Origin of the sequence: Alteribacter salitolerans (assembly GCF_016901055.1) — a bacterium.
GTDB lineage: Bacteria > Bacillota > Bacilli > Bacillales > Salisediminibacteriaceae > Alteribacter > Alteribacter keqinensis.
Map to the genome: position 1 here is coordinate 128,196 of NZ_JAFEUX010000008.1, position 24,549 is coordinate 152,744.

At 45.3% G+C, this 24,549-nt stretch carries 25 protein-coding genes; 3 read left to right on the top strand and 22 right to left on the bottom strand.

Annotation, left to right across the window (positions count from 1 at the left end; all coding sequences use genetic code 11):
- Positions 1-126 precede the first annotated feature (126 nt).
- A complete protein-coding gene (locus tag JSY36_RS15665; protein WP_205167068.1) occupies positions 127-2,103 on the top strand; it encodes an alpha/beta hydrolase family protein in 1,977 nt (658 codons plus the stop codon).
- 38 nt (positions 2,104-2,141) lie between these two features.
- On the opposite strand, the gene JSY36_RS15670 is transcribed toward JSY36_RS15665, so the two are convergent.
- Complete coding sequence (locus tag JSY36_RS15670; protein ID WP_205167069.1) at positions 2,142-2,387, bottom strand: HPr family phosphocarrier protein; 246 nt, start codon at positions 2,385-2,387, stop codon at positions 2,142-2,144.
- A gap of 258 nt (positions 2,388-2,645) precedes the next feature.
- On the opposite strand from JSY36_RS15670, the gene JSY36_RS15675 reads away from it, so the two are divergent.
- On the top strand, positions 2,646-3,263 hold the full coding sequence (locus JSY36_RS15675) for an NUDIX hydrolase (protein ID WP_122896309.1): 618 nt from the start codon (positions 2,646-2,648) through the stop codon (positions 3,261-3,263).
- On the opposite strand, the gene JSY36_RS15680 is transcribed toward JSY36_RS15675, so the two are convergent.
- The 4 genes from JSY36_RS15680 to JSY36_RS15695 all read right to left on the bottom strand — a co-directional run bounded on the left by JSY36_RS15680 (position 3,260) and on the right by JSY36_RS15695 (position 7,646).
- Positions 3,260-4,744: an MDR family MFS transporter gene (locus JSY36_RS15680; RefSeq protein WP_122896308.1), complete on the bottom strand. Its 1,485-nt coding sequence runs from the start codon at positions 4,742-4,744 to the stop codon at positions 3,260-3,262. The genes JSY36_RS15675 and JSY36_RS15680 overlap by 4 nt on opposite strands.
- Positions 4,745-5,104: 360 nt before the next feature.
- Positions 5,105-5,341, bottom strand: a complete 237-nt coding sequence (locus JSY36_RS15685; RefSeq protein WP_205167070.1) for a YrhC family protein — start codon at positions 5,339-5,341, stop codon at positions 5,105-5,107.
- Between the two features lie 105 nt (positions 5,342-5,446).
- Positions 5,447-6,148 (bottom strand): 5'-methylthioadenosine/S-adenosylhomocysteine nucleosidase, encoded by a 702-nt coding sequence (gene mtnN, locus JSY36_RS15690; RefSeq protein ID WP_205167071.1) that lies wholly within the window; start codon positions 6,146-6,148, stop codon positions 5,447-5,449.
- Between the two features lie 88 nt (positions 6,149-6,236).
- Positions 6,237-7,646, bottom strand: coding sequence for a sodium/glutamate symporter (locus tag JSY36_RS15695; protein ID WP_205167072.1), 1,410 nt, complete (start codon positions 7,644-7,646; stop codon positions 6,237-6,239).
- A 142-nt stretch (positions 7,647-7,788) separates the two neighbouring features.
- Between JSY36_RS15695 and JSY36_RS15700 the strand changes: the two genes are divergently transcribed.
- Complete coding sequence (locus JSY36_RS15700; RefSeq protein ID WP_122896304.1) at positions 7,789-7,995, top strand: DUF2536 family protein; 207 nt, start codon at positions 7,789-7,791, stop codon at positions 7,993-7,995.
- Positions 7,996-8,055: 60 nt separating this feature from the next.
- Here the strand turns inward: JSY36_RS15700 and JSY36_RS15705 are convergent, their stop codons facing one another.
- From JSY36_RS15705 to JSY36_RS15785, 17 genes are all read right to left on the bottom strand, one after another.
- A complete protein-coding gene (locus tag JSY36_RS15705; RefSeq protein WP_205167073.1) occupies positions 8,056-8,817 on the bottom strand; it encodes a YrrS family protein in 762 nt (253 codons plus the stop codon).
- Between the two features lie 240 nt (positions 8,818-9,057).
- Positions 9,058-9,531, bottom strand: coding sequence for a transcription elongation factor GreA (gene greA, locus JSY36_RS15710; protein ID WP_122896302.1), 474 nt, complete (start codon positions 9,529-9,531; stop codon positions 9,058-9,060).
- 339 nt (positions 9,532-9,870) lie between these two features.
- Positions 9,871-10,506 carry a uridine kinase gene (gene udk, locus JSY36_RS15715; RefSeq protein ID WP_205167074.1) on the bottom strand — a complete coding sequence of 212 codons (636 nt, stop codon included), beginning with the start codon at positions 10,504-10,506 and terminating at the stop codon, positions 9,871-9,873.
- The gene (locus tag JSY36_RS15720) at positions 10,506-11,774 is read right to left on the bottom strand and encodes a peptidase U32 family protein (protein ID WP_205167075.1); all 1,269 of its coding nucleotides are present in this window, start codon (positions 11,772-11,774) and stop codon (positions 10,506-10,508) included. Before JSY36_RS15720 ends, udk begins: the two co-directional genes overlap by 1 nt.
- A 12-nt stretch (positions 11,775-11,786) precedes the next feature.
- Positions 11,787-12,719: a peptidase U32 family protein gene (locus tag JSY36_RS15725; RefSeq protein ID WP_205167076.1), complete on the bottom strand. Its 933-nt coding sequence runs from the start codon at positions 12,717-12,719 to the stop codon at positions 11,787-11,789.
- 17 nt (positions 12,720-12,736) lie between these two features.
- Positions 12,737-13,396 carry an O-methyltransferase gene (locus tag JSY36_RS15730; protein ID WP_205167077.1) on the bottom strand — a complete coding sequence of 220 codons (660 nt, stop codon included), beginning with the start codon at positions 13,394-13,396 and terminating at the stop codon, positions 12,737-12,739.
- Positions 13,397-13,520: 124 nt separating this feature from the next.
- The gene (gene mltG / locus JSY36_RS15735; RefSeq protein WP_205167078.1) at positions 13,521-14,660 is read right to left on the bottom strand and encodes an endolytic transglycosylase MltG; all 1,140 of its coding nucleotides are present in this window, start codon (positions 14,658-14,660) and stop codon (positions 13,521-13,523) included.
- Positions 14,661-15,155: 495 nt separating this feature from the next.
- Positions 15,156-15,464, bottom strand: a complete 309-nt coding sequence (locus JSY36_RS15740; protein WP_122896296.1) for a DUF1292 domain-containing protein — start codon at positions 15,462-15,464, stop codon at positions 15,156-15,158.
- A gap of 50 nt (positions 15,465-15,514) precedes the next feature.
- A complete protein-coding gene (gene ruvX / locus JSY36_RS15745) occupies positions 15,515-15,940 on the bottom strand; it encodes a Holliday junction resolvase RuvX (RefSeq protein ID WP_122896295.1) in 426 nt (141 codons plus the stop codon).
- Positions 15,940-16,209 carry an IreB family regulatory phosphoprotein gene (locus JSY36_RS15750; RefSeq protein WP_205167095.1) on the bottom strand — a complete coding sequence of 90 codons (270 nt, stop codon included), beginning with the start codon at positions 16,207-16,209 and terminating at the stop codon, positions 15,940-15,942. The genes ruvX and JSY36_RS15750 overlap by 1 nt, the downstream gene beginning before the upstream one ends.
- Positions 16,210-16,278: 69 nt before the next feature.
- On the bottom strand, positions 16,279-18,921 hold the full coding sequence (alaS, locus tag JSY36_RS15755) for an alanine--tRNA ligase (RefSeq protein WP_205167079.1): 2,643 nt from the start codon (positions 18,919-18,921) through the stop codon (positions 16,279-16,281).
- A gap of 417 nt (positions 18,922-19,338) precedes the next feature.
- The gene (locus tag JSY36_RS15760) at positions 19,339-20,427 is read right to left on the bottom strand and encodes an AI-2E family transporter (protein ID WP_205167080.1); all 1,089 of its coding nucleotides are present in this window, start codon (positions 20,425-20,427) and stop codon (positions 19,339-19,341) included.
- Between the two features lie 147 nt (positions 20,428-20,574).
- Positions 20,575-20,772 carry a hypothetical protein gene (locus JSY36_RS15765; protein WP_142996763.1) on the bottom strand — a complete coding sequence of 66 codons (198 nt, stop codon included), beginning with the start codon at positions 20,770-20,772 and terminating at the stop codon, positions 20,575-20,577.
- 17 nt (positions 20,773-20,789) lie between these two features.
- A complete protein-coding gene (locus JSY36_RS15770) occupies positions 20,790-20,984 on the bottom strand; it encodes a hypothetical protein (protein WP_122896290.1) in 195 nt (64 codons plus the stop codon).
- Between the two features lie 18 nt (positions 20,985-21,002).
- Entirely contained in the window at positions 21,003-21,476 is a 474-nt protein-coding gene (locus JSY36_RS15775; RefSeq protein WP_205167081.1) for a PRC-barrel domain-containing protein, read from the bottom strand.
- Between the two features lie 26 nt (positions 21,477-21,502).
- Positions 21,503-23,803, bottom strand: a complete 2,301-nt coding sequence (gene recD2, locus JSY36_RS15780) for an SF1B family DNA helicase RecD2 (protein WP_236784992.1) — start codon at positions 23,801-23,803, stop codon at positions 21,503-21,505.
- 62 nt (positions 23,804-23,865) lie between these two features.
- Positions 23,866-24,531 (bottom strand): tetratricopeptide repeat protein, encoded by a 666-nt coding sequence (locus JSY36_RS15785; RefSeq protein WP_205167082.1) that lies wholly within the window; start codon positions 24,529-24,531, stop codon positions 23,866-23,868.
- Positions 24,532-24,549 lie beyond the last annotated feature (18 nt).

A 24,549-nucleotide genomic window follows, 5' to 3' on the forward strand; every position in this document is an offset into this window, starting at 1 on the left:
CGTTTACGTCACTGATTCTAGCATATCATGCATACGCTTTCAAACAGTATTTTACGGTTCGAATTGATTGAAGGTTCAGACAACGTACATTATACTTAAACCATTCGAATAAAAGGAGAGTTGATTATGAAACGGCCGATTGAAATTGAAGACTTAAAAAAAATCACGACATTAAATGAACCTCAGCTTTCTCCTGATGGTGAAACAATTGCGTACATAAAACAGACAATCAGTGAAAAAGACGAATACGTCTCTCAACTTTTTGTTCAGAAAACGGGCGAAAAACAAGCTGTACAGTGGACATTTGGAGAAGAGCGGGTCAGCTATCCCCGCTTCTCTCCGGACGGAAAGTGGATTGTTTTTCTATCCAACCGCGCTGAAAAGCCCCAACTTTTTCTGCTCTCTACACACGGCGGGGAAGCCAAACAGCTTACTACCCTGAAAAACGGGGCAATGCAGCCTTCTTGGTCACCGGACAGTCAGCGCATTCTCTTTACAACTACCCTTGAACCCGGGGAAGACCTTCTCTCAAGACCTGAAGAAAAGCCTGAGGATAAAGAAAATGAGCCTCTTGTTGTGACCCGGCTCAAGTATAAATCCGATGCAAGTGGTTTTCTGGACAGCAAAACCAAGCAGCTTGCCTGCTACAGCCTTGAATCTGACGAAGCCATTCTCCTTACTGAGGGAGATTATAATCACGAGCCCGGCACTTGGTCACCAGACGGCACAAAGGTGACGTTTTTTGCCAACAAAAAAGAGGATCAGGATTACCACATCATTTCAGACTTGTATGTTCTGGATGTAGAGTCAAAAGAAGAAACCCTCCTCACCGATGGAGAAGGAATTTATACGTTCCCGGTTTTCAGTCATGATGGGGCTAAGATTGCCTATTACGGCCACCAGAAAGAGTATTCGGGTGCCACTCATATGAAGCTATGGGTAATGGATATGTCTACCGGTGAAGCAACCTGTCTGACAAAGGACTGGGATGTAAACCTTGGGGACACCGCTATCGGTGATCTCCGCTCCGGACACCCGAACCCCGGCCCGGTGTGGGATGTTGGAAACCAGAAGCTGTATATTACAGCGAGTGTATACGGAAGCACGAACCTGTACAGTGTCGCACTGGACAAAGAAGTGACAGAGCTCGTGACAGGATTTCATCATATATACGGGTACGATATTTCACCACAACAGCAGAAAGCCGTTCTTGCCATCAGCACTTCTGTGAATCCAGGAGATGCGTTTTTAGTTGACCTCTCCACAGGAGAGCAGACACAACTGACCGATGTAAACCGTGCCTTTCTTGAAGAAGTCCACGTTTCTTTTCCTGAGGAAGTTAACTTCAAAGCAGAGGACGGCTGGAACATTCACGGATGGGTAATGAAACCGTACGGGTTTGAAGAAGGAAAAAAATATCCGGCAATCCTTGAAATTCACGGTGGACCTCACGCTATGTATGCCAATTCATTCTTTCATGAAATGCAGTTCCTTGCAGCCAAAGGATACGCTGTTCTTTACACAAACCCAAGAGGCGGACACGGTTACGGACAGGCATTCGTAGATGCCTGCCGTGGTGATTACGGCGGGAAAGACTATACAGACCTTATGAGTGCCGTGGATCAGGCTGTGGAGCAGTTTGACTATATTGACGAAGACCGGCTCGGGGTTACGGGCGGGAGTTACGGCGGGTTTATGACAAACTGGATCGTCTCCCACACAGACCGATTTAAAGCCGCAGCGACGCTCCGCTCCATTTCCAACTGGATCAGTTTCTACGGCGTAAGTGACATCGGCTATTTCTTTACAGAGTGGGAGATTGGCGCTGATCTATTTACGGATCCGGATAAAATGTGGGATCACTCACCGCTGAAATACGTGAAGAATATTAACACGCCTCTTCTCATTCTTCACGGGGAACGTGATTTCCGCTGTCCTGTAGAACAGGCCGAGCAGCTTTTTGTTGCTTTAAAGCATCAGAAGAAAGAGACACGTTTCGTCCGCTTCCCTAATGCCAATCACGAGCTGTCAAGAAGCGGTCCTCCTAAGCTTCGCTACGCCCGTTTAAAAGAGCTTGAAAACTGGTTTAACCAGTATTTATAAAAAACAGTAAAGAGCGCTGCACGGCAGCGCTCTTTGTCTTAGGCTTGTGAGAAATATCCGGTTCCCATCAGTTCTTCTGTAAAATCATCTTCATCTTCGCCTTGAACTTCTACTTCCACTACCTGATCAGGCTGAAGCGAAAGTGCCAGTACACCAAGCAGACTTTTGGCATCGACCACCCAGTGGTCTTTTTTAATAAGGATGGTTGACGGATACTGGGACGCCAGATTAACGAGTGTGCTTGCTGATTCTGCAAAAATCGGTTTGTTTACTGTAAGTTTCATCGGTTTCGCCTCCTCCATTTTCTAATTATCATTATAATTTGCTTCAATTTTAATTACAATTAAAAATATAGCGGCTGTTAAAGGAGCATCCCTTTGTCCTTTATCCCCCCGAAGGAGAAGACCTCGGGACTTCTCTTTAAAGCCCCCCTTTTGATAAAATGAACGTATATATACGAAATTTAACCTGTTGTTATTCCGGCACCACCATTCTATCCACCTGCCTGTTACTAAAGCTGAACATAAAGGAGTCCGACATGTATGAAACCTACAAGCACTAATATCAGCGCATTCTTTCGTGACAGAAAGCCCGGTCTTCTTGACCAGGAGCATTACCGCTCATTTGCATTATTTGTACCGATCATCTATAAAAATGACGAGCCTCACCTGTTGTTTCAGGTACGGGGAAAAAATATCAAACAGCCGGGAGAAATCTGCTTCCCCGGGGGGAAAGTAGACCCGGATGATAAAAGTGCAGAAGATGCTGCCGTCCGGGAGTTGGTAGAAGAGATTGGGGTCACTTATGAAGATGTAGTCGTCTACGGTCCCCTTGATTATATGATCACCCCTTACCGGTTTAACATTTTTCCATTCATAGGTGAAATCCACCCTCAAGCAGAGATGAACATCAACCGCACTGAAGTCGAGGAGGTCTTTACGGTGCCAGTGCAGGCTCTAAAGGACATGGAAGTGAAAACATACAACATTTATCTGGAAGTACAGCCGGAAGAAACGTTTCCCTATCACCTCATACCAGGAGGAGAAAACTACAACTGGCGGACCGGCGTTGTTCACGAGCATTTTTATGAATATGAGGGGCGGATCATATGGGGGCTCACTGCCCGGATTTTAAAACATGTTCTTCATTTCTTACCCTAATTGCTCCCTTTGTCCTTTTTCGGCAGAGAAACAATCAGCCCGATACTGATTAAGGCCATGATAAACACCCCGAGATACACACTGTTCAACGCAAAGGCAATCCCGTCGGAGAGGACGTTCAATTCCTCTTCAGAAAACCGTCGCCGTTCTACAGGATCTAAAAGGAGATTAGCTGCATCAAGAGTCTGGGGAAGGTCAATTCCGGCGCCTTCCTCCTTAAGATAACCTGCAAGCCGGTTGTTTAAGAGACCTCCGAGCATAGCAACACCAAGGGCACTTCCAAGGATCCGCATGAACATGTTTGAAGCTGTCGCTGTTCCTCTCACGTTCCAATCAACCTGACTCTGGATTGACACAATAAATGTTGTTGTAGTAAATCCCATACCTCCTCCGATAAAAAACGAAGCTGCCCCTGCCCAGAGTGGTTGCTGAACATAGGACAGAAGAAGAAACATTGTCGCACCGATCAATAGACTGCACGCGCCGAGCATGGCTGTTTTTCTCGAGCCAAGGGGCACAAGCAGCCGCCCTGCGAGTGTTGACGATATCGGCCACCCAACACTCATCATAGTGAGCGTAAATCCTGCTGTCATTGCCGACTCTCCCAGTACAATCTGCACATAGGTAGGAAGGTAGCTCGACACACCGATCAAAACGGCACCGAGAGTAAGAGAAGCCACATTCGCCGTCGCAATTAACCGGTCATTCCAGATTGAAAGAGTCATAACCGGATCCTTGGCCCGCTTTTCCTGACGGATAAACATCAGGAGACTGAAAACGAACACCCCCAACAGGCCTCCAGTCTGAGGAGAAGCCCACGCCCAGGCTGTGCCGCTTTGGATAAAGACGAGCATAAGTGCTGTGATCCCGACAAGAAGGTATCCTGTTCCCGCATAGTCGATCTGTTTTTTCTCCTTCTTTACTTTCTCTTTCAGGAAAAAGATAATTCCAGTAACAGAGATAATACCGATTGGAATGTTAATCCAAAACACCCACTGCCAGTGGGCAAACTGAAGAATCAGTCCCCCGAGGACAGGTCCCATAACGGCAGAAATTCCCCACACACTTGCTAAATAACCCTGGATTTTTGCCCGTTCTTCTTTTGTATATATATCCCCTACAATTGTCGTTGCAATCGGCTGTACAGCCCCAGCTCCGATTCCCTGTATCACCCGGCTTGCAATAAGCCATTCAATGGAAGGAGCAAACCCACACATAACCGACCCGATGAGAAAAAAGCTTACACCGGTGGCGAAAACGATTTTTCTTCCGAACATATCTGAGAGTTTTCCGTAGATTGGAATTGTCACGACCTGCATCAGTAAGTATGTAGAAAAAATCCAGCTGAATAACGAAAAACCGCCAAGATCAGCGACTATACTTGGCATTGCTGTTGAAACGATCGTGGCTTCAACTGCACTCATGAACATCGCAAGCATGACGCACGCCAAAATAAGAGGCCTTCTTTTACTGCTCCCCATAATACCCCTCCGACAGACTATTCTTTTTTAAGTTTGATTATATCATGTCTTCTTCAATGAGCAGTACAGACGGGTTTTGTCCAGTACCAATAAACATTTGGCAGATATAGCGATTCTTTAGGGCTCCTTTGAAAAACAATTAGGAAGCGTGTTACTAGCCTTTATTGAAATTCAGCTTCGTTGAACGGAATACAGTGTCCTTAAAAAGCAAAAGATAGCGTTACTGGTAGAGGAAGAAACAGGTAAACCCTTCAGGAGGCTCACCTGCGCCTTCACTGCAATGAGAGTAAATCTACACGTGAGGTTAACAGAGCCTTCTAAAAAAAGAACGCCCGAAATGGACGTCCTTTTATCACTTTCCTATTCATCTTCATGGAGCTTCTTCTCTGTACCCATTGCAATTCTATGAAACACAACGGCTGCAAGAAGGGCTACAACGTTCATTCCCATCAGAATGGGCTGGTGTTCTGCCGCCAGCGCTTCATTGGGAATAAGAATACCGACAAACATAAATATACTTAACGCCAGCATCACAAAGGCGTATCGTCTATAATCCGTAACCTTGGCTTTCAATGTTTCAACCTGCTGTTGTGACATGGAGCATCACCTCACGAATAGAGTAACTCTCTCTTGCAAAGCAACTCTATTATATCATGAAGGTGTGAGGAATCTGGTTAGAAATTCCCACCAAAGATGCCAAATTTACCGCTTTTGTCTGATTTCTTCGAGCATAGCAATGACCATTCTCGCAGAGTTTACAGATGCTGTTTCCAAAAATTCATCGTAGGAAACTTTCGCATCTTTCCCTGCAATGTCAGACAGAGAACGAATGATGACAAACGGGCATTGAAACTGGTGACACACCTGCGCAATAGCCCCTGCTTCCATTTCCGAACAATAAGGGTCGTTAAACCGCGAGCGGATATCTTCAACACGGACATGATCACTCATAAACGAATCCCCTGATATGATTAGACCGGGAACAGAGCGAACCCCTACTTCTCCGGCACATTTCTCTGCAATTGATTTTAACTCCTCATTCGGCTCATAGAACGCTGGCATTCTCGGTACCTGGCCAAACTCGTAGCCAAACACAGTAGCATCTACGTCGTTATATCGGACTTCTGTAGAAATGACCACATCTCCCACAGCAAGCTCTTTATGAAAGCCTCCGGCAGAACCGGTATTAATAATGGCATCGGGATGATAAAGCTGATTCATAAGTGTTGTACAAATCGCAGCATTGACTTTGCCGATTCCAGATTTAGAAACAACCACTTCAACACCCTGTAATTTCCCAAAGTAAAACTCACAGCCTGCAATCACTTGTTCTTCTCTGATATTCATCTTTTTCTTCAGAAGTTCAACCTCTTCTTCCATTGCACCGATTATTCCAACTATCATAAGGCATTCCCTTCCTTTTATCCAGGCCGCAGCCCTTCACTTATTCACAACTTTTATCATAGTACAGGAGTGGTGCAAGAACAAGATACTATTTTCTTCCGAAGTATAACAAACCGAATAAGAGCCAGCCAATCGTAACAATGGTAGCAAAGATTAATACTGCAACCGGACCGAACTGGAATATCAGCGGCAGCGATGCGGCGGTAAAGAGTCCCCCTCCTACAAACGGCTCGAACATTATCTGTTTGTACCCAAAACCTTCAAGGGCCGGGGTTTTGTTATCCGGGTCTGCCACTTTCATTAAAAGTAACCCAGTGGCTGTAATACCTGTTGCCTGTCCAAAGTCACCAATACCTCGTTCAAACCAGTATTGAGGGATCATTTTTGGTGCAAGTACAACAAAAGCAAATACGTTCCATACAACACCTGCAACAGCAAGTGTGACAAAGGCAGCCAGGTTGTCCCCGATGACTGTAAGAGAAACCGTTGCAAGGGCACTCACAATTAACACATCAAGTGAAAATCCTGATATCCTGTTAACCATCTTACGGTCAATCAGACGGAATTTATCGTATTTATCCGAAATAAGCTGTGTAATAATCCCCCCGACCATGGCAAGGGGGAAGAGTGGAACATAAATCATCAGGTACGTGTCTGTCCAAGGTCCCCAAGTGAATGCTTCCAGCAGGATTAATCCTTCAAGAAGAATAAAACCAATAAAGATTGCAATTCCCACATAAGCAATGTGCAGAGACAAAGGTTCAATTGATTCCGGACGGGTCGTCAGCTCTCCTGCGCTGTCGCGGTTTTCAAGTTCAACGATTCCGTTACGTCCGTTACTGGACAATCCCTGCTGACCGCCTACTTCCTTGGCGTATCCTTTTCTTGCTCCCCAGTTAATCAGGATAATACCGACAACCACACCGGTTAAAATACCGATTGTGGCAAGACCGATCGCCAGGTCAGCACCCTCTTCAAATCCAAGATCTGCAAATGTACCAGACAGACCGGCGGCGGTACCGTGACCACCGACGAAACTGATTTCAATGAGGGCACCTGCCATCGGGTTTACGCCGAATACCGGCGCCAGCAGGAAAACAGCTAAGAGCAAACCGACAACATACTGTCCCCAGGAAACCATCTGACCCATAACGACCTGCGGACCCCCGATGATCCATACCTTCCTCAGGCTGGGCAGTGTCTTACCCAGAAATAATGACGCAAAAACGATATTAATAAACAGTCCGGGCAGTTCGGACCAGACTTCCACCACTTCAGGCGGTACAAATCCGTTTGTAAGTATATAATCATCTGACGTAAACAAAGCCACAATCCGCCCTAAAATCTCCGGCCCTAATACTAATGCCAGTAATCCTGCAATAATGGATGTTGGCAAGAACAGCTTCTGCAAAAGTGGTGAAAAAACGCGGATCCACTTTCCAATAACAATGAACAAACCTAATAAGATAAAACTAAGACCAATCATTTCCGGTGACATGGCTGTCCCCTCCCTCGACTACTAGTGATTCCAATCTCTAAGATGTATCGAAATTATTCTTTTACTTTTTGGCCGTTCTCTTGTTGTTTGACTGCAACGTTTAGTATGCTTAGTATGTAGAAAATTAGCAGGGGTGTGGAACATGTTCTTACATACAGAAGCGTTCAAAGACAAAATTGAATTTTTTGAAGCGGGCAGCTTAAAAGCACTCGAAAAACAAATCCAGCAGAAAATAGAGGACAACCAGGCAATTATGCTCAGTGTGCATCATGTATCACATCAGGTATCAACTCATCCTAAGGGCTACTTAGTTTACACCGCAGTTGTCCACTTTAAAGCTCAAAATTAAAAATGATTACTAGTGTGAACGCCCGCTATGAAAGACATAGCGGGCGTTACCATTGAGTTATTAATTATAAGGATTCGACGATAGCTGATCCACAGATACAGGCTTCCATCCTTCATTCTCTACCCATTCTATCCGGACTTCAAACGGGGTGTTTGCTTCAGATGATTCGCTGATTACGGCTACTGCGCTCTGAGGGTCTCCACCGTTCTGGATACGCCAGAGGGTGACACCGTCGCTTCCTTCATTTAATCCTGTAGCCTGTTCAACAGCCTGCATCATCTCGCCCCAGTTTACGTGGTCACGGCTGTAATGTTCACTTGTCATCGCAAACGGTTCACTCTGCGAAGTTCCTACCGGACGAAATTCTCCATCGTCAGAAGACGTATCTTCTTCAGTTCCTTCGTCTTCGTCTTCTGTACCCTCTTCAGATGATGATTCCTCTTCTGATGATGATTCTTCATCTGCTTCATTGGAGTCACCATCTTCATTGCCTGCTTCGTCAAGGTCGGAAGAATCGGCACTCTCATCAAACTCACTGTCACTGCCTTCTTCAGCTTCCTCTTCTGTTCCATCCTGCTCGGCATCTTCTTCTGATTCAATGTTGAGATCACCGTTGTCTGATTCACCTGTGGTCTGATCTTCTTGCTCTTGTTGTTCCTCCGTCGTTGCCGGAGATGATCCTCCGCCAAAAATGGTCATCCCTGCCACAACAAAGATCGTGATAACTACGACGCCTATTGCTACGTTTAACAAACGGTTAATACGTTGCTTTTTCTTCATATCTGCCCTGTTTGGGCCACCATAATTCCCGTATTGAGCCAATTACAAGACCTCCTTATTCACATACGCTCAAATTACACATGGATATTATAGCCCATTTGCTCTAATATTTCGAGGTGCAATTCTACTCTTTGGCGGTTCTAATAGAGTTTTACATAATGCTGAATGCAACAGCCGAGACTTTTTCGCTACCCTTATTCGCTCTGCAGTCTCATCTTCTTGCAAAAAACAGCCTTAAAAAAACACAGTCAGCGTTATTACACGCTGACTGTGTATTCTAAATTAGTTTACTTCGAGGATCTCAACTTCCATTTCTCCGCCCGGAGTCTGTACGCTGACTTTTTCGCCAATCGTTTTACCGAGAAGGCTCTGTGCCATAGGTGAGTCGTTTGAGATTTTCCCTTCCATCGGGTCAGCCTCGGCACGGCCGACGATCTGATAGCTTTCTTCTTCTCCGTCAGGAAGCTCTTTGAACTTCACGGATTTACCGAGGGATACGACACTGGAGTCAGAAGCATCTGCTTCAATGATCTCAGCGTTTCGGATCATTTTTTCAAGTTGATTGATCCGGCCTTCTACAAAGGCCTGTTCTTCTTTTGCAGAATCATACTCGGAGTTCTCAGAGAGATCTCCAAAGTCGCGAGCCACTTTTATACGTTCAACGACCTCTTTACGCCGCTCTGTTTTCAAGTACTCTACTTCTTTTTCTAACTTTTCTTTACCTTCATGTGTCATATAGTGTTTTTCTTCTGCCATGTCTTTCACTCCTCCAAACAATTTACTCATTTAGCGAACGCTTTCATTTGTTTAAGGCTGGTTAATCATGATCAATGGGCGACCCGTTAAAGGACAAAGGATTGTAACTAAGTCATATGAACTAAATGTGAAAATATGATTACATAATCAGGTAACGATCCGCCACTCATTCATTATGAATACGTATTAATATATAGGTATTGAAGCCAAAACGCAAATATTATACGAAAAGCCCGTCCCTCTGCCATATAAAGAAACGCCCAGTGCCCGGAACATGGTCAGTACCCGGACACTGAACTTTTAGTCGCTTGCCAAATGATTCCTTATTTTCTAATCCTATTATAAAATAGCTTTTTCTTCAAGGATGGTTTTAATTTTTGTGACCATCAAATCAATGGCGACCCGGTTCTGGCCACCTTCTGGCACGATCACATCTGCATAGCGTTTCGTAGGTTCAATAAATTGCAGATGCATGGGTCTGACTACACTCGTGTACTGATCAATAACACTGTCAATCGTCCGGCCACGCTCATTGATGTCGCGCATCATACGGCGGATAATCCGGATATCAGCATCTGTATCGACGAATAGTTTGATATCCATCATATCACGGAGGCGCTCATCTTCCAAAATTAAAATACCTTCAAGAATGATAACATCTCTCGGTTCAACAGGAATAACCTCTGCACTTCTTGTATGATTTTTGTAATCATAAACAGGCTTATTCACAGGCTCTGAGTTTTTCAGCTGCTTCAGATGCTCAAGGAGCAGGTCATTATCAAAAGCGAGAGGATGATCGTAGTTGGTCTGCAGTCGCTTTTCCATCGGCAGGTGGTCCTGATTTTTATAGTATGCATCCTGTTCAATCATAACGATTGACTGGTTCATAAACTGACGGTAAACCTCGTTTGCCACCGTTGTTTTACCGGAGCCCGAACCCCCTGCTACACCGATGATGATCGGCTTTTTATCCATTATAATACTCCCTTTCTCATCATATTATCAGGATAAAGAGGTCGATCAACTTTAAAGCGCACAACCTGCAGCGGATGTCTTGCTGCATCTAACTCTTTTCCTTTATCATTCCAGACGGTACCTACCTTCTGGGTGAAGTTCTCTATCTGCGGTCCGAAAAACTCTATTTCATCACCGGGCTCAAAATAGTTCCGTTGCTGCAGTGTCACCATTTGCGTTTCTTCATCATAGTCAAGAACAAGCCCTGTAAAGTCATGTGAAGCCTGTTTTTTATGATTTGTGAACAGCTGCTCTTCGTACCCCGGCGTATTTTCAAAAAATGCCGGTGCAGCAGGCCGGTTTGCACATTTTGCAAGTTCAGTAAGCCATTCTTTTTTGATATAAAAGTTATCAGGGTCAGCGCAGTACGCATCGATGACCTTCCGGTATACACTGACAACTGTTGCTACATAATGAATCGATTTCATACGGCCTTCTATTTTCAGACTGTCAATACCTGCTTCAACGAGCTTCGGAATGGCTTCTATCAGGTTTAAATCCTTCGGGCTCATGGCAAATGGAGCATCTCCATCATTAAACAGGGCAGTTTGATCTGCAGATTCAGCGTCCCCTTCATAAAGGAAGTAATCCCAGCGGCAGGACTGACAACATCCGCCACGATTGGAGTCCCGGGCTGTCATATGGTTACTCAGCACGCAGCGTCCGGAATATGCGATACACATAGCTCCGTGAATAAACGTTTCAATTTCGATATCCACGTTTCGCTTCATCTCCAGCATTTCTTCCAGACCCACCTCACGGGCAAGAACGACACGTTCAAGCCCTTCCTCTTTCCAGAAATTAACTGCCTGCCAGTTTGTGAGTGACTGTTGGGTAGACAGGTGAATCTCCAGTTTCGGAGCAGCCTGCTTGCACGTTTCGATGATTAGAGGATCGGCGACAATAATACCGCTGATACCTACACGCTCCAGTTCCTTCAAGTAGCCCTCAAGCCCGTCCATGTTTTCGTTGTGTGCAAATATATTTGTCGTTACATAAATTCTGGCGTTGAATTTGTCTGCATAGGCAACTCCTTCTGCCATTTCATCAATGGAAAAGTTACCTGCATTGGAACGGAGGCCAAAATCCTGTCCGCCGATAAAGACTGCGTCCGCACCATATTCAACAGCAATTTTTAATTTTTCAAGATTTCCTGCCGGTGCAAGAAGTTCCGGCTTTTTTGTAATGACACGCTTACCATCCGCTGTTTTAACTGATATCTCGGCCATACTTTTTCCCCCTTAATACACGGTTTCCTTAAAGAAGAAACCAGTATCCAGATCCCTGTTCTCAGGTTGAACTTCTTTAGCACGTAATAGAAAGTCTTCTTTTTTATCAAAGTAAGCATCAGCATCCGTCGCATACAGGTCGATTGCTTCCCTGTAAAGCTTTGTGACTTTCACAAGGTACTCCGGACTTTTCAGGATGCCTTCAATCTTAAAGCTGTCAATCCCTGCATCCACCAATTCGTCCAGTTCATCAATCATACACATATCTTTCGGGCTCATAATGTGAGTTCCATTCTTGTCTTCCCAGACGGGATATTTGTAATCACGCTCAGGGTCGAACAGGAAAAGACTGCGGTCTTTACTCTTTCCTTCCACCTTCAGATCCTTCCCCTGGAAGTCCATATAGTTTCCAATCAATGTGCGTTTGGACTGGAACATACAGCTCATCCCGTGCACTTGAACTTCAATCTCAACCTCTGCATTTTCCTTAATCTCCACTACAGAATCAAGGTTCAGTTCCCGAGCGAGCACAGCACGGCGGGCACCTTTTCTCCCCCAGTAATTGGCAGAATACCAGTTTGTCCCGGTTGTTTCCGTACTCCAGAACAAAGGTATATCAGGTGCTGATTCCCTGGCAATCATCAGTACACCCGGATCTCCAAAAACGACAGCATCCACACCGGCTTCGTTTAAAAAGGTAAGGTATTCCGGGAGCAGAGGCAGCATCTCATTGTGAAACAGAGCATTCACAGCTACGTATACTTTAGCTCCTCCTGCGTGAGCAGCTTCGACTGCTTTTTCTACTGCTTCTTTGCCAAATTCACCGGCAAGGCGTAGGCCAAAACGTTCTTCACCAATCAAAAATGCATCCGCTCCAGCTTCAGTTAAAGGAGAAATATCTTCAACACGAGCAGGTGTTATAAGAAGCTCCGGTTTTTTTGTCATATCTGCACCAGCCTTTCTTATCCGTTGTTACGGGGTTCTTTTATACTTACCATCAATCCGTCTCCGATAGGATAGATCATGCTTTGAAAACGGCCGTCTGCCATGCGGGCTTCATTATACTGCTGCAGACGTTTTACCATCTGCTCCATACGCTTTTTCTCAGGTGTTCTTGTACCCGGTACAAACCCCTTAAAAAGGATATTATCGGAGAAAATAACTCCTCCGTCGTTAACCATCGGCTCATAAAGCTCAAAAAAACGTTCATATTGCCCTTTAGCCGCATCGATAAACAGTGCATCGAACGGTCCAAGCTGAGAAACCTGGTTCGCTGTTTCCAAAGCATCTCCTTCAATAATCGTGATCCGGTCCTGTGCATTCGCTCTCTCGTGAAACGCTCTTGCCTGACGGATACGATCCTCGTCCCGTTCAATTGTTACGACTGTCGAATCCTTAAGACGGTCTGCCATTCTGAGAGAAGAATAGCCGATTGCCGTTCCAATTTCCAAAATCCGCTTAGGCTTGTGAAGACTCATCATCAAAAGCATCGCTTCGAGTCCTGTCTGTTCCATAATCGGCACCCGTTCTTCACGGGCCAGAGATTCCATTTCAGATAAAATCCCGGTTCTTTCCGGGAGTAAAGCTTCTATATAGTGTTCTGTTTTCTTTTGATCGTTCATAAAAAAAGGGCCTCCTTTTTTGGGTGCCATCGGTTATAAATTATGCGCATTCAGTTATAAACACCGACTTATTTTAACATAAAAAGAAAGGAAATGCACGGGGCATTCCCTTTCTGAAGTCATTTTAATTGTTGTCACGGTGCTCCCTTAGAACATCCTGATGATCTGAATACGTTTCAGAGAAGAAAGACTGTCCGTCTTCTGAATGATAGAAGTAAAGATAGTCGTGATCTTCAGGATTAAGGGCAGCGATAATCGAGTTCTGGCCCGGGTTGTTAATCGGCCCCGGAGTAAGCCCTCTGTTCACATACGTATTGTATGGGTGATCTGTTTGTGTATCATCCCTGGTTGTACGTGATATATGCTTATTTTGGGCATACGCGATCGTAGGATCCATCTGCAATGGCATGTCATCTTCAAGGCGGTTATGAATAACACCTGAAATGGTCTCACGTTCCTCATCGCCAATCGATTCTGCTTCGATGATGGAAGCCATCGACAATATTTCATGAACAGTGTATTCACTTGCTTCAATTTCATCAGCCATGTTAGCCAGAATTCCCTGGGTTCTGTCCAGCATGGTTGTAAGGATTTCTTCCATTTCAGGGTTTTCTTCTGTAAAGTCATACCGTGCCGGGAACAAGTACCCTTCAAGCGGATGACGGATGTCATCGTCTTCCAAAATCTCTTCGTCCAGCATGGCATACTCATCAATGAGTTCCCTCAGGTAATCTTCATCAGAGAGGAGCTCCATAAACTCGTCGTACTCATGCTCTGTGTTTTCGGCAATGTGGTTGATAATTGTCTCCAGCCAGCGGCCTTCAGGAATTGTAAAGCTGAACTCATAGTCCTGATATACCCGGCCTTCTTTTAATGCCGCAATAATTTCATCCATATCCATGGACGGAGACAGCTCATATTCTCCCGCCTGAAATCCGCCTTCATTTTTATAACGGACATAATAGCGGAAGATGGTTGCGTTACTGATAAGTCCTTCGCTTTCCAGGATGTTTCCGATACCGGAAGTCGAAGAGCCGATTGGAATTTCAACTGATGTTGCTTCCTCAGCTTCTTCATCCACCGGTCCGATTGCATTTGTAATGTAAACATATGTACCCGCTGCTGCACCTACTACGGATAGTAAAATTACAACAAAGCAGATCAGCACGATCTTTCGCACCAAACTCGCTTCTTTTTGTTTTTCAATTAATTTGCCGCTTATTTGATTTTCTTCATGATTGTGTTGGTCTTTCTTATCGGACAAGATCTTTTTCCCCCTTCCATACGTCCTCTATTATACTATAATCCGACAAATTATCGATGCTTTTGCGGTATTTTATCTGTTCACTATGGCTTTGGTCGGTTGCAGCATGGAGCGGGACGGACCGGGTTATGGAGTCATGGAGAAAGTAAATCCGTTTGAGGTGTTATTCTGACGGATTGAGTTGTGTATGTGGCTAAACGTTGAAATACAGATCCTAAACGTAAAAACTGGGACCCTAAGTGTAAAATGCACCATCCTAAACGTAAAAATTCAGAGCCTAAGTGTAAAAACAGCCGCGCTGACCCGGATGAAATCAAATATCCGCAGGACTGAATTTATAAATAAGAATGGGAGGTCCTGTATAACCGTATTTGATTCTTATTTTTACCAGCTTATATTCGACAGATCTATTCGTCCGACTCGGTGGCCTGGCTGTATGACAGCAGCAAACATAGTATTCAAATTAAAAAACCGCCCTGCTGGGCGGTTTCATGATTATTCCACTTCGTCTTCTTCAGCTGTGAATGTGTTCAACAGTTCTTCAACCATTGCCCACTCTTCTTCTGATTCAATTGGGAAAAGAGCGATGTCTTCGCCTTCCGGCTCTTCGTATTTGAACGCATGAACCTCGATTTCTTCGTCGTCTGTCTCGTAAGCGCCCGCCGGGGCAAGGACGATGTAGGAGTTGCCTGTGCTGTCTACATCAAAGCTGAACAGCACTTCAAACAGATGCTCTTCCCCTGTTTCATCCGGGATTACGATTTGTTCTTGTTCTTCTGGTTTTTGCATACGAAATTCGCTCATGTAAAACCCTCAATTCTTCTCATTTTTAGGCACAACTTGTGCGCTTGAGTTTACTTTGCCGACTGCTGGCGGTCGAGATACCCTTGCAGGATCATCACGGCTGCCATTTTGTCGATTACGTTTTTTCTCTTTTTCCGGCTCACATCCGCTGAGACGAGCATACGCTCAGCAGCTACTGTGGACAGTCGCTCGTCCCACATTGTAACCTCAAGTCCGGTTCGTTCCTTTAATTGATCAGCGAACTCAAGGCACGCTTCTCCCCGTTCACCGACGGTTCCGTTCATGTTCTTTGGTAAACCTACTACAATGGTAGATACGTCGTATTCAGCAATAAAGTGTTCGATCCGTTTAATGGCCGATTCTTCATCACCTTTTTTCCACCTGATGGTCTCTACCCCTTGAGCTGTCCAGCCAAACGCATCGCTGACTGCTACACCGATGGTTTTCGTACCTACATCAAGTCCTAACGATTTCATTACTTCTCCTCTTTGTGCTGTGATAAATAGGATTTCACCAATTCCTCGATTAATTCATCCCGCTCAATTTTACGAATTAATGATCTGGCATCATTATGTCGGGGAATATAAGCCGGATCACCGGATAACAGGTATCCGACAATCTGATTGATGGGATTGTACCCTTTCTCTTCCAAGGACGCATAAACCGTAAGCAGAACTTCTTTTACGTCAGCATCCATTGAGTCATCGTGAAAGTTAAACTTCATTGTATTATCCATTGAACTCATCACAAACACCTCTCCAGTCTCTCCCACTTAAAGTGGAGAATTTACCTAATTTCATTGTACACGAAACAATCACGATAAGGAATTTCTTTTTACAAGCTCCGGTACTGCCTGCAGAGCTCCTTCAAGCTTGGAAGGATCTTTACCGCCGGCCTGGGCCATATCAGGACGGCCACCGCCACCGCCTCCGCAGCGCGCAGCCACTTCCTTGACGATATTGCCTGCGTGATACCCTTCTTTGATCAGATCTTGTGAAACAGAGGCTACAATGCTTACTTTTTCACCTTGGTTCGTTCCTAACACGAGGATACCCGATCCAAGCTTGTCTTTCAAAGAATCTGCCATCTGGCGAAGACCATTCATGTCAGATGCGTTTACTTTTACACTTAATACTTTAACCCCGTCCACAGTCTGAATATCGTCCAGTACACTGCTTGCTTCCATGTTTCCGAGCTTGGCTGAAAGGGATTCGTTTTCTTTTTGCTTTTCTTTCAACTGTTTTTGCAGCTGTTCGATACGCTTTGGAACGTCCTGAAGATTCGACTTAAGGCTTACAGCTGCTTCTTTCAATACATTAACCTGACCATTCATGTGAATGTAGGCATTCTTCCCGGTTAGTGCTTCGATTCGACGGACACCCGCTCCGATTCCTGCTTCAGAAACAATTTTAAACAAACCAATTTCAGCTGTATTGTTTACGTGACATCCTCCGCAGAGCTCCAGGCTGTAGTCTCCAACTTTAACGACGCGTACTTCGTCTCCGTATTTTTCGCCGAATAAAGCCATGGCACCCATTTCCTTTGCTTCGGCTAAGCTCTTATACATCGTGTGCACCGACAGGGCATTCCATACTTTTTCATTGACAATTTCTTCGATCTCCTTCATTTCTCCTTCCTGAATCTGACCAAAATGGGAGAAATCAAAACGGAGTCGTCCTTCTTCAACTAGGGAACCTGCCTGGTTTACGTGTTCACCAAGGACATCTTTAAGTGCCTGATGGAGAAGGTGTGTAGCTGTATGATTTTTAATAACACCGATGCGGTTTGTCTGATCGACCTTGGCGCTCAGTCCCATATCGAGCTCAAGAGTCCCTTCTACTACTTCAACCGAGTGAAGGTTTTGGCCGTTTGGAGCTTTTTGAACGTCCAGTACGTTCACTTTAACACCCTCAGTCTCGAATGTTCCTTTATCGGCAATTTGCCCGCCGCTTTCTGCGTAAAACGGTGTGCGGTCCACGATAATTTGTGCCTGTTCACCGGCCTTTACTGTTTCAGCAAGCTGCTTGTCTTTGACAATCACTTTTACGACGGACCGAATGTCAAGGACATCATAGCCGATGAATTCGCTTGGCTCTTTTATGTTGCCGAGTACTTCATCCTGAGTCTGCATGGACCCTGAAGATTGTCTTGCTGCCCGGGCACGGTCACGCTGCTTTTTCATCTCAGCTTCAAAGCCTTCAGTATCAACCGTAAAGCCCGCATCTGTCACATACTCTTCTGTGAGGTCCACAGGGAAGCCGTACGTATCGTAAAGACGGAAAACATCATCACCTGAAATTTCAGAAACACCATTTACTTTAGCCTGATCCATGACTTTATTAAGCATTGCAAGCCCGTCATGAAGTGTCTCGTGGAAACGCTCTTCTTCGTTTTTAACGACCTTTTGAATGAACGCTTCTTTTTGTTTCACTTCAGGGTAGAACGGCTCCATAATTTCACCAACTACCGGCACGAGTTCATACATAAACGGACGTTCAATTCCGATCTGCTTTGCGTAGCGTACCGCACGGCGTAAAAGGCGGCGTAGAACGTAGCCGCGGCCTTCGTTGGACGGTAACGCGCCGTCAGACACAGCAAATGTAACGGTACGGATGTGGTCTGCTACTACCTTAAATGCCGTATCTGTTTCTGAAGCGCTACCGTATTTTGTATCTGCAATAGCTTCTGTAGATTCGATAATCGGCATAAACAAGTCCGTATCAAAGTTCGTACGGGCGTCCTGAATCACGCTTACCATCCGCTCAAGACCCATACCCGTATCAATATTTTTCTTTGGAAGAGGCGTGTAGCTGCCATCCTGGTTGTGATTGAACTGGGAAAAAACAAGGTTCCAGATTTCAAGGTAACGCTCATTCTCTCCTCCAGGGAACATTTCCGGATCGTCCATGTCATCGCCGTATGCTTCACCGCGATCATAGAAAATCTCAGTATTTGGTCCACAAGGCCCTTCACCGATGTCCCAGAAGTTTTCCTCAAGACGGATGATCCGCTCTTTTGGCAGTCCTACTTCTTCGTGCCAGATTTGGAAGGCTTCATCGTCGTCAGGATAAATGGTCACGGCAAGCTTCTCGGGATCAAATCCGATCCACTTCTCATCAGTGAGGAATTCCCAAGCCCAATGGATTGATTCTTTTTTAAAGTAATCGCCGATCGAGAAGTTACCCAGCATTTCAAAAAACGTGTGGTGGCGGGCTGTCTTTCCTACGTTCTCAATGTCGTTTGTACGAATAGACTTTTGTGCGTTCACGATCCGCGGGTTTTGCGGAATCACCCGGCCGTCAAAGTACTTCTTCAGTGTTGCAACACCACTGTTAATCCAAAGAAGTGATGGATCTTCGTGCGGGACAAGGGAGGCACTCGGCTCCACGTCATGTCCTTTTTCCTTAAAAAAATCAAGATACTTCTGTCTTACTTCTGCAGATGTTAATCGTTTCATGTTTATTTCCTCCTTCATATTAATCACTTGGTCTTATCTGACTTGGATCATGTAATGCTGACGCTCCCTCGCTCTCCGTTTCCCCACGTGTGTCGTGCATTCGTCAACATTTTTTAAAAAAGATTCTTAAAAACACAAAAAACTCCCGCCCCTGAAAATCAGGGACGAGAGAGTTCTCACGCGGTACCACCCTGGTTACAGACTTGTTGTCTGTCACCTCGCAACACAATAACAGTGTGTCAGCCGGCAGGGATTAACCTGCTCTCCGGAGTAGCCGACCGTTACTCTTCATCGTGGTCCTCTTTCAGCCTGGGAGGTACCTCTCTTTGTGATGGGCTGTAACGATTCCGTTCCTTCAACAATTTTCATGTGGAATCACTTGTCTACCTGTCATTATAGAAATCGGTTAAAGCTTTGTCAATATTCCTGGCGTTCGATCACTTCTTTTTTTTCTCGTAACAGCTTACGAATATGAATAATAAACACTTTCAGCACAGCCAGTAACGGAACAGCTACGATAAGACCGATGATTCCTGCAAGCTCACCGCCTACTACGAGGGCAAAAATAATCAACACCGGGTGCATATGAAGAGATTTCCCTACAATAAGCGGGGCAAGGATATTTCCTTCAACTATCTGAACGATGATGATAATTGCCAGAGCGAAAACCACCAGGTTTATGCTCTCTGTGAGAGCAATTAGCAAAACAGGAACTGCACCGATAACCGGCCCGAAGTACGGAATGATATTCGTAACGGCAATAAACAGGGCAATTAAGGATGCATAAGGCAGTCCGATGATCCAAAAACCGATAAAAGCAACCAGACCTACTCCAAAACAGACAAGCAATTGGCCGCGGATGTAATTTCCGAGAGACTCATCTACGTCTGCAAGAAGCTGTTTCCCTTCACTCCGAAAACGTCTCGGTGTAAAATACCAGACTACTTTATGAATCAGTTTAATGTCTTTTAAAAGGTAAAAGACGATAAACGGAATAACGATAAACAAAAACAGAAAATCAAGGGCGGTTCTCAGGAAATCGACCAGCCCGAGAAGAGCATCCGCAGTAAAGGCTTCCCCCTTTTGAAGCCACGCTTCTGCTTTAACCTGAAAGCTGTCAGGGAGCCATTCCGTCTGCTCATGAAAATCAGACATAAACCCCCGGTATGTATTTGCGAGCCCCGGAAGCTGATCGAGAAAGTCCCTGCCTTCCTGAATAAAATACGGTGTTGCTTTAACGATGGCAGTGACAAATACAGCTAAAAATAACCCGAAGATGAGAAGAATCGAATAGGGACGGCGGACGTTCCTCTGATCAAGCCACACCACAGCCGGATGAAGTAAATATGCGATAAAAACAGCAAGGAGAAATGGGAGAAAAATTCGCCCGACTTTTATCCAGAGCTCCTTAAGCTCAACAACCATCATATAAAGAACTGCAATGATGACTAAAAACAAAACTACAGCCCCAAGCTTAACGAGTCTTCTCACATACCTCTCGTGCATCGCATACACCCCCTCATCCATTTAGGGTGCATCCAAATCCATCCTTTTAGTCACAAAATTGTCGGGGGTCTGTCCCCGCACAAAATTATGCGGGGACAGACCCCCGACAATTTGAAAAACCGGCAGGAAAGTCTGCCGGTTCTTGTTTTACGAAATTGCTTTCTTTAAACGTCGCTGGTAACGTTTCATCTGGCGTTTGCTTGGGATGTAGTCATCCAGGTCAAACTCCTCCAGGAAGTTTACGTTCCCCATCCGTTTTTTCCATCGTCTCCGGGTCTTTTTGTCCATGCTCATGGCATAGGCAGCAGCGCCGGCACCGATGGCCATTAAAGATAAATACCTCATTCGTCTGTCACCACCAGTCAGAAGTCTGTTTCGACACGACGTTCCTCTTCTGCAAACAGGTCATCGAGAGAACTTAAACTCCCGTCTGCTTCTACTTGGTGTAATGATAATCGTCCGTTTGACAAGGTGAGTTCAATAAAACAGTTCCAGCAGTAAAATTGATTTGAACCGATTTTTCCAATATCTTTGCCTTTGCAGTTTGGGCAACGCATTTCGCTCTCCTCCAAGCATTAACTGTGAGTCCGCAGCACCAACTGGTCCTTTTCGACTCTGAGAGGACAGTCAGTTTTTACAACATGCCTGCCTTCAGTAAAGTCCGAAATAAAACCATTGGTCACTTCATACCCTACAATCGTGCCCAGATCGTCAAGAAAATATACATCTTCCAGAAGCCCGGTTACGGCCCCGTCTTCCGTTAACAAAGGCTTTCCAAAAAGATGATTTTTCCCGTCATGAAAGCGGAAAAGCGCTTCGGGTGCAAACGACAGATCTGCATCACTTTTTATATAAATCGCTGCAGCCTCTGTTTTTTCAATGGTATCCAAACGCAGGAATTTACGTCTTTGCCACCATTTCCTCCCCGCTACCCAAAAGCCGGTCACACTGCCGCTGTCATCAACAAAGAGATCGCTCACTTTACCAATATTCGATCCATCAGCCAGTAAAAAAACGGGTGTTCCCTTGACCTTTTGAAATGTTCGCAAAGTGCATCACACTCCTTGAACACTCCTTAGTCTTTGGTAACACCCGTTTTATCATGCTGGTGAGTCACTTCCATAAATGCCGCTTTCAGCTTTTCACGAAGGGTCGTGTTCCGCCCGGTCCCTTCTTCACGTCCAACAGCAAGCTCAAGGGCCTGCCATTCACCGCACATTAACAAAAAGTCCCTCGCCCTTGTCACACCGGTGTAAATCAGATTTTTACGGAGCATTCTCGCATAGCTCCGCACAATTGGCATAACAACAATAGGGAATTCGCTTCCCTGTGATTTGTGAATGGAGCAGCAGTATGCGTGGGTGATCTGATTTAAGTCCGACTTTGAATAAGCGACTTCAATTCCATCAAATGAAATAACGATCATCGTCTGGTTCTGCTCCGTTTCTTTTGGTGTGAAAATCGCAACTATCTCACCTCTGTCCCCGTTATATACGTTCTCTTCGGGATTGTTAACGAGCTGAAGAACCATATCGCCATGCCGGTAGACTACATCTCCGTAGGCCACTTCCCGCCTGCCTTCTTTTTTTGGATTAAACAACTCCTGAAGCATTTCATTCAAAGCTGTAACACCTGCGTCCCCACGATACATAGGAGCCAGGACCTGAATATCTTTCGGGGTGTAGCCTCTCACTATTGCTCTTTCACAGATTTGTTTAACCGCATCAGCTGTCTGGGACATGGCACATGGAATAAACCGGAGATCGCTGCTTTTACGGTCTACCTCTGCAAGGTTCTTCCCTTCTTTTATAGCATGGGAAAAAGTAATGATGCTGGAGCCTTCAGCCTGTCTGAAGATGGCCGTCAGCTGAGCAGACGGCAACAGTTCCGTTGACAGGATGTCACTCAGAACCTGACCCGGCCCTACCGAGGGCAGCTGATCTTCATCTCCTACAAACAGAACCTGCATGTCGTCAGGAATCGCTTTTAGCAGCTGATTGCAAAGCCAGGTGTCCACCATGGACATTTCATCCAAAATAATCAGGCTTCCTTCAAGCTGATGATGATCACCGTATTCAAAGTCGTCCTGATTTCCTTTAAAGCCAAGAAGCCTGTGAATCGTTGAGGCAGGAAGACCTGTAGACTCGGTCATCCTTTTAGCCGCACGCCCTGTTGGGGCGGCGAGAATAACCGGGAACTGATCGTCTTTTTTATAGTCATCGGGATTTACCGAAACACCCTTTAATTTTCCGTAAACTTCAACGAGACCGTTTATCACTGTCGTTTTTCCTGTTCCCGGTCCCCCGGTCAGAACCATTACGGGAGAGGTAAGAGCCGTCTGGATGGCTTCCTTCTGAGTAACTGCATATTCGATTCCCAGTTCTTCTTCTACTCTGCCTAGAGCTTTTAAAAACTCGGATTCCGGAAAATCCTCTACTGATTTTCCACGGCTGATCAGCCGGTGCAGATTGGAGACAATCCCCTTTTCAGCAAAGTACAGGGTAAGAAGGTACATCCGTTCTTCTTCTACCATCACTTTGCCTTCTTCACCCATCTCAATAACCGCCTGGGCAATATCTCCTTCATCCACACGTTCTCTCTCACTGAGAAGCCTTTGAGCCCCGGTCAGAACAGCCTTAACGGGCGTGTAAACATGACCTTCATTCATCGTCTGTTCTGTAAGTACATAAATGACGGCAGCTTTGATACGATCTGGATGGTTTCCTCTGAGACCACGCTTGTAGCCGATGGCATCAGCTTTGGAGAATCCGATTCCTTCCACGTCTTCAATCATTTTATAAGGGTTCTCTTCAATGATCCGCATGGCATCAAGTTTATATGCCTGATACACTTTCATGGCGAGCTGCAGTCCGAAGCCGTAATCATATAACGTTAACAGGACCTGCTCTACGCCTTGCTCCTCAAGGAGAGTACCGTAGATCTTATTAGCCTTGTCCTTTTTCAGTCCCTCCACCTGGTAAAGGCGGGTTTTATCCTCAAGAATGGCCGTAATGGCCTGATCCCCAAGTGTTTCAACGATATTTTCAGCGGTTTTGGCGCCAATACCGGGGAACCGGTCACTTGATAAGTAATGAATAATTCCCTGTTTCGTCTGTGGGACTTCTTTACGGAACTGCTCAGCTTTAAACTGCTTTCCGAACCGCGGATGGTCTTTTATTTCTCCATGAAAAAGATAGGTCACATCATAATCGAGTTTAGGGAGAATCCCCACCACCGTAAGTTCACGGTCCGGAAGATCCAGACTCGAGTCTGTGACCTTTATTTTTGCAACTGTATACAGACTTTCTTCATTGTGATAAATCAAATGAAGAAGTTCCCCTTTTGCATAATTTGCTTCAGTTGATTCGCTCATCATAAGCAGACCTGCTTTCCGGAGCTTCTATCGCTTCTGGTCTTGATCTTTCACCCTTAATCAGCTTAATTTCCATTAAGCTGAGCTTCAATTTGCTTTTTACCATTGTGGCTCAGCACATGATCCGGCTGGATGGCTATAGCCCGTTCGAACATCTTAAGAGCTTTCTCCGCTTCGTCTTTATACGCATAAGCAACACCAAGGTTGAAGCAGCTGTCCGCGTGCTCAGGGTCCAAAAGAAGGACATCATTAAAAGCTTCAACCGCCTGATCCACAAGTTCCAGCTGGGCAAGTGTAAGAGCATAATGAAAATTAGCATCAATATCCTTCGGGTTTAATTCAATCGCCCGCTGCAGACTTGGCAGAGCATGTGATAAATCGTTCATCTGGTAATAGCTGAGACCGAGCATATAATAAACATCGGACTCCAAAAGGCCATGCTCCAATGTCTTCTGGTAAGCCTCAATTGCTTTTTCGAAGTTATCCTGGTTAAAAAAGATATTCCCTTTGCCGTAATGGGCCGCTGCTGTATTTTCATCGATGGAAATCGCTTTTTCAAAAAATCGAAGGGCTTTCTCATCCTCTTTGACTGCAGCCAGAAGATTTCCGAAGTTCGTATATGCAACCGGATCTTCAGGATGCTCCTCTATCGCTTCGTTTAATAATTTCGCTGCAGCCTCAAGATCTCCTTCCTGCATTTCCTTTACAGCCTGCTGATTTTTGTCTGTCATTGTTGCCTCTCCCCTTGT